The 12,587-nt window shown below is 44.0% G+C and carries 10 protein-coding genes; 6 read left to right on the top strand and 4 right to left on the bottom strand.

Annotation, left to right across the window (positions count from 1 at the left end; all coding sequences use genetic code 11):
* Positions 1 to 58: 58 nt before the first annotated feature.
* Together DSM107010_RS34080 and DSM107010_RS34075 are read right to left on the bottom strand one after the other, a co-directional pair.
* The gene (locus tag DSM107010_RS34080; protein ID WP_241994449.1) at positions 59 to 1,390 is read right to left on the bottom strand and encodes a flavin monoamine oxidase family protein; all 1,332 of its coding nucleotides are present in this window, start codon (positions 1,388 to 1,390) and stop codon (positions 59 to 61) included.
* Positions 1,391 to 1,647: 257 nt separating this feature from the next.
* On the bottom strand, positions 1,648 to 3,162 hold the full coding sequence (locus DSM107010_RS34075) for a phytoene desaturase family protein (RefSeq protein ID WP_127025106.1): 1,515 nt from the start codon (positions 3,160 to 3,162) through the stop codon (positions 1,648 to 1,650).
* 396 nt (positions 3,163 to 3,558) lie between these two features.
* Here DSM107010_RS34075 and DSM107010_RS34070 point away from each other — a divergent pair, with 396 nt between their 5' ends.
* From DSM107010_RS34070 to DSM107010_RS34060, 3 genes are all read left to right on the top strand, one after another.
* Positions 3,559 to 4,392 (top strand): hypothetical protein, encoded by an 834-nt coding sequence (locus tag DSM107010_RS34070; protein WP_127025103.1) that lies wholly within the window; start codon positions 3,559 to 3,561, stop codon positions 4,390 to 4,392.
* Positions 4,393 to 4,690: 298 nt separating this feature from the next.
* Positions 4,691 to 5,473 (top strand): ABC transporter ATP-binding protein, encoded by a 783-nt coding sequence (locus DSM107010_RS34065; RefSeq protein WP_106170722.1) that lies wholly within the window; start codon positions 4,691 to 4,693, stop codon positions 5,471 to 5,473.
* Between the two features lie 46 nt (positions 5,474 to 5,519).
* Positions 5,520 to 6,836: an MlaD family protein gene (locus DSM107010_RS34060; RefSeq protein WP_127025100.1), complete on the top strand. Its 1,317-nt coding sequence runs from the start codon at positions 5,520 to 5,522 to the stop codon at positions 6,834 to 6,836.
* Positions 6,837 to 6,848: 12 nt separating this feature from the next.
* Here the strand turns inward: DSM107010_RS34060 and DSM107010_RS34055 are convergent, their stop codons facing one another.
* Together DSM107010_RS34055 and DSM107010_RS34050 are read right to left on the bottom strand one after the other, a co-directional pair.
* Positions 6,849 to 7,142 (bottom strand): DUF3288 family protein, encoded by a 294-nt coding sequence (locus tag DSM107010_RS34055; RefSeq protein ID WP_015152762.1) that lies wholly within the window; start codon positions 7,140 to 7,142, stop codon positions 6,849 to 6,851.
* The gene (locus DSM107010_RS34050) at positions 7,139 to 8,224 is read right to left on the bottom strand and encodes a photosynthetic reaction center family protein (RefSeq protein ID WP_015152761.1); all 1,086 of its coding nucleotides are present in this window, start codon (positions 8,222 to 8,224) and stop codon (positions 7,139 to 7,141) included. Before DSM107010_RS34050 ends, DSM107010_RS34055 begins: the two co-directional genes overlap by 4 nt.
* A gap of 281 nt (positions 8,225 to 8,505) precedes the next feature.
* Here DSM107010_RS34050 and rsmI point away from each other — a divergent pair, with 281 nt between their 5' ends.
* From rsmI to DSM107010_RS34035, 3 genes are all read left to right on the top strand, one after another.
* Positions 8,506 to 9,396, top strand: coding sequence for a 16S rRNA (cytidine(1402)-2'-O)-methyltransferase (gene rsmI, locus DSM107010_RS34045; protein WP_041462338.1), 891 nt, complete (start codon positions 8,506 to 8,508; stop codon positions 9,394 to 9,396).
* A 316-nt stretch (positions 9,397 to 9,712) separates the two neighbouring features.
* Entirely contained in the window at positions 9,713 to 11,002 is a 1,290-nt protein-coding gene (locus tag DSM107010_RS34040; RefSeq protein WP_106169399.1) for a bifunctional sterol desaturase/short chain dehydrogenase, read from the top strand.
* A gap of 695 nt (positions 11,003 to 11,697) precedes the next feature.
* Complete coding sequence (locus DSM107010_RS34035) at positions 11,698 to 12,306, top strand: YqhA family protein (RefSeq protein ID WP_015152758.1); 609 nt, start codon at positions 11,698 to 11,700, stop codon at positions 12,304 to 12,306.
* Positions 12,307 to 12,587: the final 281 nt, after the last annotated feature.

The raw sequence follows: 12,587 nt of genomic DNA, 5'->3' as shown, positions 1-12,587 counted from the left end.
TGTGCAAAACTTTTTTCGTGAGAAACATGTTGCTTACGCCGCAACCTAAAACTGTTCACTATTCTATGCTCTGGTTAGTATATTGCGGGTGAATCTTACTCCCTTGTTCCAATGCTAAAGCTACGCGGTCTGCGGGGGCGAGGGTTCCGACTGTCTCTGCTGTTGAACCGAAATTGTAGTAGCCCAAAACTATGCCTTTTTGAGACAGATATCCCGTTGAGGGATACCAGATCTGGTCGATATCCTGGTCAGTTTGAGTGATACCACCGAAGATGTCTTCGTCATCTTCCCAAAAACGGCGGTTGAACTGTAACGCACTTTTACCCGTAACGGCATATTCCACGCTGGCGATCGCTTCTTTCATATCGGGAGCGAAATCAGAGGGAATATCTTTTAGTACTGATAGAGGAATGTTACAGATACAGTAGTCGGCTGTTTCTTGCTTGACGTTACCCGATTTATCTTTGTACAAAATTTGCACGCCATCGGGAGTCTTGCGAATTTCTGTCACCACTGCGCCATAAGTAATGAATCTCCCTACCTGCTTTTCAAAAGCTTTGGCGATCGCATCCATTCCTCCTACAGGCTCAAACATCGTCATTTGCTGGTTGAAGCCAAATTCAAAAGATTCGTCTCCTGCAAATCCCAATTCCAACAACGCACTCAAGTCGTAAGGGTCATCAACGACTCCAGGCGCATCGCCCGCTCCTTGATACGTAGAGTAACCGCGTCGGCTGGAACCTTTGTAAAATAAATCTGGGTTTAAACCGCCATAAGTGCGGAGAAATTCGATCATTTTCTCCTTATCTTCCACAGTTAGAGGTGCATCAACTGCATCTTTACTAATTGCCTTCGCTAAGAGTTCGGAAATGTATCCCCGCATATCGGCGATCGCCTCGCGAAAATGAACCTTGCGACCGGATAGCGATCCTGCGTTTTCGCGGTAAATATATTGCTGGCGGCTGAGGTTGACTATGACTTCTAACGGAACACCCAGTTCTTTGCAATAGTCAATCGTGACGTGATGGTAGGGAATCCGAGCGGGACCGGGGTTAAAATATTGTCCGCGATCGAATCCGATGGTCTGTGTCTGACCTAAAGTATCGGTGAATTTATCTCCTGTGCGAACTGTCCAGCAACGACCCCCTGAACGTTCTCTGGCTTCTAAAATTTTGCATTGGTAGCCGACTTTGCTCAATTCATAAGCGCAAGTCATGCCACCTAACCCAGCACCGAGAATGATAATACGCTTATTACCTCCTCGACGTTGAAGTTGAAACGGGGATTTTTGTGCTGTTGCTGGTTTTTCGATCAAATCCAAAGCTTGCATAACTACATAAGTAGTACCAGCAGACGCAGCAATTCTCGTGATAAAGTCTCTTCTTCTCACGTCCAATCCTCAATTATTTGGCTGCACAAAAAATGGCGAAAAGATGTAGTTTATACATCATTTGCGCTGCAAAACTGTATCAGAGCAAATAAATACTAGTTGCAGCGTAATTTTTGCGACATGACTCAAAATATGGCGAATAACAGCCGAAGAGTGTATTTACGATGACAGTTCGATTTGTAATAATAATGAGTTTTGTAACTACTGCTTTGCGCAAGAATTAGTTTTGTAACTGCCTGCGATCGCAGTATTTTTAGTTACTGAATATTCAGCAATTCTGCTGTCTGCTGCGGTTGAACTAGAGTATTGGCACACAAAATTCCCGAAGCGGCAACAGCTGGCACGCCAATTCCAGGCGTGGTACTATCACCAACGCGATATAATCCCGAAATCGGAGTGTGAGTACTGGGAAACATACCCTTACCAGCCGCGATCGCTGCTCCATAAGTTCCCTGGTAGCGTCGTAAATAATGCGCGTGAGTCAACGGCGTACCGATCAGTTCTAAGACAATTCTTTGTCTAATATCTGGAATAACTCGTTCTAAAGCACGATACAAAGATTGCGATCGCTCTTTTTTGCGTTCTTGATAGCTATTATCTCGCTGCCAATGTTCGTGTGATTCTAAAGTATAGGCGTGAACCACATGATGTCCTGGGGGTGCAAGAGAATCATCCCACACTGAAGGAATGGAGATCATGCAGGTATTACCAGGAGTCGTGATGTCGCTTTCTGCATCGTGGACGACAACATGATGTCCGGTTAAATTGTCCAATCCCTCAGCTTGAATCCCCAAATGCAAGTGCATGAAACTATCTACTGCTGGGGTGGCTAACGCTGTTTGTCGATAGGATGCGGGTAAATCTTCTGGCTGTAATAATTTACCGTAGGTATCCCAAATTGAAGCGTTGGATATAACAATTGGTGCATGAAGGATTTCTCCCTTTCGCAAGCGCACGCCTGTAACTCTACCAGACTCTACCAAAATTTGTTCGACATGACAGCCCAAGCGCAACTCGCCACCCCAACGTTTTAACCCGCGTACTAAAGCATCGACGATCGCCCCACTACCCCCAATTGGATACTCTACCCCAGCACGAGAGCGTTCGCCTAACATAAAAGCAACTTCTGGGGCGATCGTTCCATGTGCTTTTAAACCCGATAGTAGGAAACATTCTAAGTCAATCAGTCGCCTCACCCAGCGATCGCTAACTTCCCGATCCATGACTTGTCCCACCGAGCTTTGGACTAAACCCAAATGGGGTAACATTTTGACTAATGAGGGCAAGCAACGCCCCATGAGAACGGGTATCAGTTGCCAATCAGCCCGTAATAATATTGTGGGAATGCCCTGTAAAGTGTCGTACAGGGGTAGCAAGCGCTGAATAAATCGCTCTAATTCTTTCGATCCTTGAGGGGTAAATTGCCTTACTGCTTCTAGGTAGCGTTCCTGTTGGCTGTATACAGGTAAAGTTCCTTCAGGAAAATGATAATGTCCCAAAGGATCGTAAGGTATGGCTGGGAGAGTTTCTTCTAAAACATTTAAGACTTGACGCAGGGGGTTGCGGCTGTGGGAGTCGTTTAAACCGCAGTAGAAGGAGGGACCAGAATCGAAATGAAATCCCTGGCGAGAAAAACTATGGGCTGCACCCCCAGCTATGGTATGACTTTCACAGACTGTGACTCTTTTGCCATAACGAGATAATAAAGCAGCGGTAGTCAAGCCACCTATACCGCTACCAATGACAATGACATCTACGTCGCGATCGCTCATTTGTTAACCTGTATTACTTCGATATACTATAGCGGTCGGCTATTTTCAAATGGTTCTACTGCTTATGGAGCAAATAAGAGTTAATTCTAATTTTCCCTAACTAAAAGGACGAAGCATTTTAACCATATGTATTCTTGATTTAAAGCTTGCAGCATTATAGATGAGACTCGTCATGAACTTAAGTTCATGGCTGATAGCTGAAGTCCACTAAAGTAGACTAGCAGACAGACTTTAACCCATTGAAATGGGTTTTTGCTATCAGCCTGTGAATTGTATTCGCAGGCGGGCATTGCAGCAGGTGCAAAATTTCAGCTTTAGTCATATAAGCGCTCTACAGAACACCATATTCTAGCAAAAACTAGTTTTGTGAATATGAACTTTATTCGGAGTGAGTTTATGGACAATCGAAAACTAGAGTTTGAAATTGATAGAAAAAACTTAGAACTTGAAATCGATAGAATAAAACAAGAATCATTATTTGTATACGATCTCTTAATCAGCCGCTACGAGATATTATTTGATATTTTACACTCAAAGCAAACTCAAGAAAATATTAAATTTTGCAAACAGTTATGGAATTTCTTTTGTAGAATATGGAAATTAATAGTAGGTGAAACCCGTTGGGAAAAAGTATTTTTTATAATTCTTTTATCTTTAATACTAGTAGAACTAGAATTTAGCTATTACAACATATTGATTAACGAACAAAACAAAGCATGGTATGTGTTGATTTGGTCGGTAGCGTGGGCTTCTCTTTGGCTTTTTAAATTATGTAGGGGCTTTAAACGAAAAACACAAAGAGATAATAAATCGGAACTGGTTCACAGATTTTTAACAAGAAATAAGCAGAGGGCTACAGATGATTTAGTAGTAATTAATGAACTATGCTCGATCGCTCATATTTCAACTTTAGATTTCGTTTTAGCAGAAATAAGAGGGTTGATAGACGAAAGGCAAGCACAAGGTGAAGTTTATATTTCATTTGTGCCAATATCATCTCTAGTTTCTGTTGTCTTAGCATTTGCAATATTTGGTAACTTTATACAAGCTTTTGGCGGTACTTTATTTTTCGATGCAGTTGTAGGAGTTCCAGGATTTATACTCATAGTTAATCAAGTAAATACCTTTGTTACAAAATGGAGAATACAACGTGAGGAGATATTTGCACTGAAGCGCTGTAGATTTTTATTAGAACAAGCGAAGACTATCTTAGAAAAGATTAAAGAATAAACAAAATTGCTTAGCAAGCTGACAATATTAGCAACAAAAATTTACAAATAGCCGTATAGTAAATCTCTCTTGCTGCTCGATCGAAGTCAGCCTACTAACGAAATGGTATAACAAAGACCGCGATCGCCTAGACAAATAGGCGGGTACACTTGGATTGTCATAAAGGGTTTAATTAAAATAAGCCAAAATAGATTGAAGAATAGCAAAATGCTAAAACTGCTACGAGTGAGGTAATGGACTAAACTGTGGAAGTACAACCGAACAGTGAAACTAGCCGCTATAACTTCACAATCTGCTGATGGCTGAGCCAATAATCGAACTCAAAGGTGTAAGTAAATCATTTGGTAGCAACCTGGTTTTAGATCGAGTCGATCTGACGATCTATAAGGGAGAAGCTTTAGCCATCATTGGTCCTTCCGGTACGGGAAAATCGACAATTCTCCGACTGATAGCAGGATTATTGGCTCCTGATGAGGGAGAAATTTACGTCAAAGGACAGATGCGAGAAGGCTTGATTGAAGATAAGGCAGACCCAATCGGGATTGGGATGGTGTTTCAACAAGCGGCTTTGTTTGACTCGCTGACGGTAGAAGAAAATGTCGGCTTTTTCTTATACCAACACAGCCGACTATCGCGCCAGCGGATTCGAGAATTAGTCAACCGCAGCTTAGAGATGGTGGGTTTACCAGGAATTGGCGATCGCTATCCGGCAGAGTTATCGGGAGGAATGCGCAAGCGGGTGAGTTTTGCCCGCGCGATTATTTCTAACCCCGACAACTCCAAAGATCGATCGGAGGTTTTACTCTATGACGAACCGACGGCGGGACTCGATCCAATTGCTTCGACTGTGATTGAAGATTTGATTCGTCAGTTGCAATGCTTGACAGGAGTTTGTAACACCTACGCGATCGTCACCCATCAAGACAGTACCATCCGCCGTACAGCCGATCGCATTATTTTTCTCTATCAAGGTAAATTGCAGTGGGAGGGAACGGTGGACGATATCAACAAGACAGATCATCCAATGGTGCGACAGTTTTTCAGTGGCAAAGTAGAAGGACCAATTCAGGTAATTGGTTAGCAGGGGTGCTACAGTGCGCCTGAGTCAGTGAATCGAGGAGAAAACGATGCGATCGCGTGCAGTTAGAGAAGGTTCGGTGGGTTTATTGTTATTGCTAGGAATGGGAATATTTATTGCCGTCTTCCTATGGATTAGAGGCTTAACTGTAGGTGAGAGAAGCTACAGCTTTACAGTTGAATTTCCCAGAGTCAACGGTTTACTAGAAGGAGCAGCGGTAAGATATCGGGGGGTAACAGTTGGTAGGATTGCCAGTATTCGTCCGCGAGTTAATGGAGTAGAAGTGACTGTAGAGGTTTCTCCAGCCAACGTTGTGATTGCCCGCGATGCAATCATCGAAGCTAACCAATCGGGGTTTTTAGGTGAAGTAAGCGTCGATATTACGCCTCAAAAAGAAGTTCCAACAGAACAAGTGACCGCTAGAGCGCTCGATCCCAAGTGCGATCGCGCTTTGATTGTCTGCAACGGTTCTCGTCTCACTGGTGAAATTGGCGTTAGCACTGACGAATTAATTCGCTTTACTACCCGCTTTGCTAGCGTCTACAGCAATCCAGAACTCTATGAAAATATTAATGCGGCGATCGAAAACACTTCAATTGTTGCCGCCGATGTGTCTCGACTGACTCGCGAACTTACGACATTAACCAAATCGACACGACAGCAGCTAGACAACCTTGCAGTTACAGCCGATCGAATTACAGCCACGACAAATAAAACCGCCAGTCAATTTGGAGCCACAGCCAACCAAGTTCGATTGACAGCAGAACAAGCAAACGATTTAATTGCTAATCTCAATCGTCTCGTCACTGAAAATCGCACTTCCCTCGTCGCTACTTTAGACAATCTCACCCAAACAAGCAAACAACTCCGTTCAAGCGTCGAAACTCTCACACCCACCGTTAACCGCGTTACCCAAGGACAGCTGATAGAAAATTTAGAAACTCTTACAGCCAATGCTGCTGAAGCTTCAACTAATTTACGCGACGCTTCTAAAGCGCTAAATAGTCCTAGTAATGTCTTGGCACTACAACAAACCTTAGATTCTGCGCGGGTAACATTTCAAAACGCCCAGAAAATTACCTCCGATTTGGACGAACTCACGGGAGATCCTTCATTTCGGGACAGCATTCGCGAACTGATCGAAGGCTTGAGTGGTTTAGTCTCTTCTACACAGCAGGTAGAACAGCAAGTTCAAGTCGCTAATACGCTCGATAGCGTGAGGGAGTCGGCAGTCGTTGGGGGACAAGGAGGACAAGGGGGACAAGGAAGCTTTGCCCTCGCTCCTCACTCCTCGCTCCTCGTCCCTCGTTCAGAGACTCCCCAATGGTTGCTGAAACTTAAGGAAAGCGTAAAACAGGACAAGTAAAATCAAGGCTAATCAGCTCCAGTCTTCTTCGTCTCTTACTGCATTTTGGTAAATGGAGCTAGTAGCATGAATTTGACGGGTTTTTTCGTATAAAGTAGCTTCCGTTAAATTCCATCTCTGCATGACGGCGTTTAGGTCTGATTGGATGTCTCTAGCTCCAGGGAAGCCGCGATAACGAATTCGCAGTCGTGCTAGCTCTGCCAAATTGTAATCGCTGACGGGATCGGTTTGCAGGCGATCGACGATCGCGCGATCGCGTCTGTACAACGGATGTTGTTGGTCTTTGGTTTCTAAATTGGCACTCATAGAATAGACGCAATGTTTACGGGCTGTATTCCACCTCCAGCTATGATATTCGGAAAATGGTGGGTATTAACTGCGTGCATCGCCTGAATTCCCAAGTTGGCACGGTTCACCAGATCTGCTTCTGTCCCGATAACTCGACCGCTACTGTCGAGAATCGAGTGGTTGAAGTTAAAGCCATTTAAATTGAACGCTACGCTACAAATTCCCGCCGTGGCAAACCAGATTCCTATTGTAGGTAAGGCAGCTAGGAGAAAGTGAAAAGCGCGATGATTTCTACTAGCAAACCAAGGAACTAAAAGCCGTCCTAGAAAACCATAGTGTCCTGCCAAGTAGTGATAAGTCATCTGCGACTGACCTAATTTATATCCCGCATTGACAGATTCATGCTCCTGAGTTTGGCGGATGAGGGTAGAAGTTACCAGAGAACCGTGCAAAGCACTCAAAAGCGCGCCCCCAAAAACTCCCGCTACCCCTAACATGTGGAAAGGATGCATGAGAATGTTGTGGTCTGCTTGGACTGCCAACATAAAATTGAACGTGCCAGCAATTCCCAAAGGGAGTCCATCGGCAAAGCTACCCTGACCGATGGGATAGACCAGCAATACTGCTGTGGCGGCGGCGGCTGGCGCAGAGAAAGCTACAGCAGTCCAAGGACGCATACCCAAGCGATAACTCACTTCCCACAGTCGTCCCAAGTAACACCATATGCCGATGAGAAAGTGGAGTACGATTAGTTGATAAGGACCGCCGTTATAAAGCCATTCATCCATAGATGCGGCTTCCCAGATCGGGTAAAAATGCAGCGCGATCGCCGCTGAAGTTGGTATGACTGCGGCTGTAATCAAATTATTGCCACCCATCAGCGAACCGATAACAGGCTCTCTAATGCCGTCTAAATCCACAGATGGGGCGATCGCAAAAGCAAGCATAAAACAAATGCTAGCTGTCAGTAAGGTGGGAATCATCAGTACGCCAAACCAACCAATGTAAATTCGATTGTCAGTACTTGTTACCCACTCGCAAAATCGATTCCATACTTTGGCAATTTCTAATTCCGGTCGCCGTTGAACAATCGTGTTCATAACGTCCTCCTAGCAAAACTCTATCTAAAGAGATAGATGCTATCCTCTGCCGCTGTTGACTGATTTTAGATTCCTTGCGGATTAAGAAATGTTGATGCTGTAGCGCCAGCGACCTTCTACACGCGATCGCTGTCTTGGCATCCGAGCAAATTGATTGTCAAGACCGTACAACTTTCTGAGTCAATTTTAGAAAAAATTTGCTGGCTGTTAGAATTTTAGTTAAATATCTTTAAACGGCTGTCAGAAAGGCAAAAAATAAAGAGAGCTGTAAATAGACTCAGATCGTGACTGAACCAAAACCAGGGACGCTATACGTAGTTGGAACGCCAATTGGTAATTTAGAAGATATCAGCTTTCGGGCAGTGCGGATCTTGCAGTCGGTAGATGCGATCGCGGCGGAGGATACTCGCCACACGGGGAAGTTATTGCACCATTTTCAAATTAAAACACCACAACTGAGTTATCACGAACACAACCGTAACAGCCGCATTCCCGAAATTATCGATCGGTTACAAACAGGTAAAGCGATCGCTTTAGTGACAGATGCCGGAATGCCGGGAATTTCCGATCCTGGGTATGAGTTAGTTCAAGCGTGCGTCGAGGCAGAGATAACTGTTGTCCCGATTCCTGGCGCGAGTGCTGTAATTACGGCTTTGAGTGCGGCGGGTTTACCTACGGATCGGTTTGTGTTTGAGGGTTTTTTACCAGCTAAGGGCAAACCCAGACGCGATCGCTTAGAGTTTTTGCAGACAGAATCCCGCACGATAATTTTATACGAAGCTCCGCATCGTTTGCGTCAAACTTTACAAGATTTAGCCACGGTATTTGGGGCAGAAAGACAGATTGTGCTGGCGCGAGAACTAACAAAATTACACGAAGAATTTTGGCGGGGGCAAATTGAAGGGGCGATCGCCCACTATCAGCAAAAAGAACCCCAAGGAGAATACACCCTAGTTGTTGCAGGCATGGAATGGGTGAAACCCCAGTTATCGGAAGCAGAAATTCAGGCAGAATTGCAAAAATTGATTTTAGCGGGAGTATCGCGATCGCAGGCTAGCCGTCAGTTGGCAAAGGCGACTTCTCTATCGCGCCAGGAAATCTATCAATTGGCTTTAGCAATTCCGAATTTGCCCCTGTCTGCATCACCGATACCAGACATCCAGAATGAGTAAAGCCGCATCAAATATCGCGCTTACCTGTAGCTAGCTGGAGCTATTGGTCTAAACTAATCCTATGAGCGCCTTCAAGCGCCAATGCGTTTCGCGAATCTTTGCCCCCCTTTTTTAATTAAAAAGGGGGTTGGGGAGATCGAAAGCGTCAAAGCCGTTTCGCGAATCTTTGCCCCCCTTTTTAAGGGGGGTTGGGGAGATCGAAAGCGTCAAAGCCGTTTCGCGAATCTTTGTCCCCCTTTTTAAGGGGGGTTGGGGGGATCGGTGTCGCAAAAACGAAACGATCTGTAGTCTCAAGTGTGAGGGGTTGGAAAGATTTATGATGTCCGTTTTCGCTGCCGCTGTGACATGCACGGCATGGATAGTTGGATCTGTCCTCTGGGTAGAACTCGTGCGGGATGCGTATCACGTCTTATCGCATCGAGTCCCATTTTTATATCGGCAGCACGTCTGGCATCATCGCGTCTTTCGCCGAGACTTGACTTTTGCGAGTGCCGACATTTATTGCAAAGCACAGTGGCATAATGACTTGCCGGAATGCTTGGTGATGCTACTGCTTTCCTTCGGTGCGTGGTATCTCTGCTACTGGCAAACACCCACCTATCAGTGGGCAGCCTTGGCGGGAACTGCCTATACAACGATGTTTTTAGTGAGTTGTATCGCCCGTGGTAGTGGTAGCGAATGGGCAAGGGAAGCTACAGATTTAACTCATATGCCTGGTGCGTTTACTTCCCCTCCCGCACGCTGGTTTGTGAATCGTACCTATCACTGGCGACATCACTTTGATGATGACGATGCCTATTTTTGCGGTACTTTTACTTTGGTGGATAAGCTTATGGGTACAGCATTGGCACTGAAAGGAAAAACAATTGCCGTAACTGGTGCGTCGGGAACGTTGGGGCGATCGCTATTATTACACCTCCACCAAGCAGGGGCAAAAGTCATTGCCCTGAGTTCTCAATCCGAACCCGTGACGCTAAGCGTTGGCGGTAAAACCCTAGCAGTTAAAACTGTATCGTGGCAGGTAGGGCAAGAAGCCGAATTATCCCAATTGTTAGAAAAAGTTGATATTTTAATCCTCAATCATGGCATTAACGTGCATGGCGAAAGAACGCCAGATGCGATCGCCAAATCTTATCAGGTTAACACTTTCTCCTCTTGGCGACTGATGGAAATGTTTCTCGCCACAGTCCGTACTAACGAAGATATTGCCACAAAAGAAGTATGGATAAACACATCGGAAGCCGAAGTTAGTCCTGCTGTTAGCCCCTTATACGAGCTTTCCAAGCGAACTTTAGGCGATTTAATTACTTTACGGCGGTTAGACGCTCCTTGTGTCATCCGCAAGTTGATTTTGGGACCATTCAAAAGTAATTTAAATCCAATTGGAGTCATGAATAGCGATCGCGTCGCGAAACAAATTATTGCCCTAGCTAAGCGCGATGTCCGTAATATTATCGTGACAATCAACCCTTTAACTTACATCCTATTTCCGTTAAAAGAATTTTTTGTTTCGCTCTATTTTCGGTTATTTAGTCGTTCTGGTAATTTATCGCCATCAGGCGATCGCTCTGAGTCAGCAAAAATTAAAGTAGAGATCGAACGATAGAGCGAGAAATTTTAATCTGTGAATTCTTTGTCAATCGTGTAGCTGGAGAAGGGAACCTGTCACCCTTCTGATGCTCGTTCTTACATCTATAGCAATCCTATTTGATTCATGAACGTGGAGCAGGCTTCTAGCCTGCCGCAGTCTAGAAGCCTGCTTTACAGATCGTTTAGAACTGCTATATAAGCAGATGGCTCTGTTTAACGACTATCATTAAATTTTTTATCGCTGACAAATTCGTCACTTTTTTACCCCAAGTTTGTCACCTACTTGGATTTAATCTGGAATCAGTGTAAAGAACCTTTGATTGTATAGCGTGTCTATTTGAGTTGCGAACCAACGAGTGAGGATTGTCATTTGTCATTTGTCATTTTTGAAAGCACAATTAGCAGGTTACAGACAGATGGACGATATTTTCACAATTGGTTTAGACCCGCTATATACATCTAGATACTTTTTAGTGGTGATAGAGGCTCTGTCGATAAAATTGTTCTGACATCAAGAGCTAGAAAGGGGGTATTTCATGGCAGGCGGATAGCGTTTGAATACAGGATCGCGCTGTGAGATTTTGAGACTTGCCACTAGCTCAGTTGCACTACAAGTTAGGACTGATTACACCTGTAGAACTTCAAATTGCATTTGACCGAGAAAAATCAAAAACTTTGTATTTTTCATAAAACGATCGAGGAGATTTCTTCATGCGTCAGCTACTAGCTTCTGCAAGATATATCATGTTTCTGCCTGCATTATCTAATGTCTTAGCGGCATTGGTATTGATGATCTATAGCGCGAAACAAACCTTGTTTATTATTCTTGAACTTTTGAGTAAAACCATCACGGTTGGAAAAGTCCCCAAAGTCACTCTTTTCAAAACTGCTATTAGCTTTATTGAGATAGTAGATATCATGCTTTTAGCTACTGTAATTTTGATCTGCGGTCTAGGCTTGTACGAGCTATTTATTGGTGGTTTAAAACTTCCAAATTGGTTGTCAATTCGCAATCTAGATGACCTTAAAGAAAAGCTAATTAAGTCAGTAATAGCTGTAATAGCCGTTCAGTTTCTTGTGGCAGTGGTACATAATGATAGCAATTTACTATCCTATGGTGCAGCAATATCTATGGTAACTGTTGCCTTGGCAATTTTTACTAATTTGTCGCATAGCGCTAAGAAAAAGCTTCAAGCTGAAGATGAAGTTTATAAGACAGAAAAAGTTATCAAACACATTTTACATAGACATCAAGATTCAGCAGAGCAGCCGCAAAATATTACATCAATTCATCCACAATCCGATCGCCGTGCTAGTTAGGGTTGTATGGCAACAATTGCTCTCAGTAACCGTATAGCTCCTGCGATCGCAAACCTGTAGAAGATGATTTACAAGTAAAAACACTTTGAACCCAGATCCGCAAATAAGTTTGGATCTGGGTGCAACCTCTTTGTGGGGTACGCAGATGCTAATTTTGTAGCACTCAAAGCTGTAATTTATTACAATAATGGTAAATAATACCATAAGAGGCTATTCATAAAGTAAATCTTAAACGAGGCAAAAAGGAGAAAAATCAACTGTAGGATGCTCTATTAAGGATT

It is taken from the genome of Chroococcidiopsis cubana SAG 39.79 (genome assembly GCF_003991895.1).
Classification (GTDB): Bacteria; Cyanobacteriota; Cyanobacteriia; order Cyanobacteriales; family Chroococcidiopsidaceae; genus Chroococcidiopsis; species Chroococcidiopsis thermalis.
Note: the sequence above shows the minus strand (reverse complement) of the source record. Positions and strands in the feature narration are given on the sequence as shown.

Coding starts and splice junctions, on each gene's coding strand:
- DSM107010_RS34040 (WP_106169399.1), top strand. CDS start 9,713: ATGATGTCCGTTTTCGCTGCCGCTGTGACATGCACGGCATGGATAGTT.
- DSM107010_RS34060 (WP_127025100.1), top strand. CDS start 5,520: ATGCGATCGCGTGCAGTTAGAGAAGGTTCGGTGGGTTTATTGTTATTG.
- DSM107010_RS34035 (WP_015152758.1), top strand. CDS start 11,698: ATGCGTCAGCTACTAGCTTCTGCAAGATATATCATGTTTCTGCCTGCA.
- DSM107010_RS34070 (WP_127025103.1), top strand. CDS start 3,559: ATGGACAATCGAAAACTAGAGTTTGAAATTGATAGAAAAAACTTAGAA.
- DSM107010_RS34050 (WP_015152761.1), bottom strand. CDS start 8,224: ATGAACACGATTGTTCAACGGCGACCGGAATTAGAAATTGCCAAAGTA.
- DSM107010_RS34055 (WP_015152762.1), bottom strand. CDS start 7,142: ATGAGTGCCAATTTAGAAACCAAAGACCAACAACATCCGTTGTACAGA.
- DSM107010_RS34065 (WP_106170722.1), top strand. CDS start 4,691: ATGGCTGAGCCAATAATCGAACTCAAAGGTGTAAGTAAATCATTTGGT.
- DSM107010_RS34075 (WP_127025106.1), bottom strand. CDS start 3,162: ATGAGCGATCGCGACGTAGATGTCATTGTCATTGGTAGCGGTATAGGT.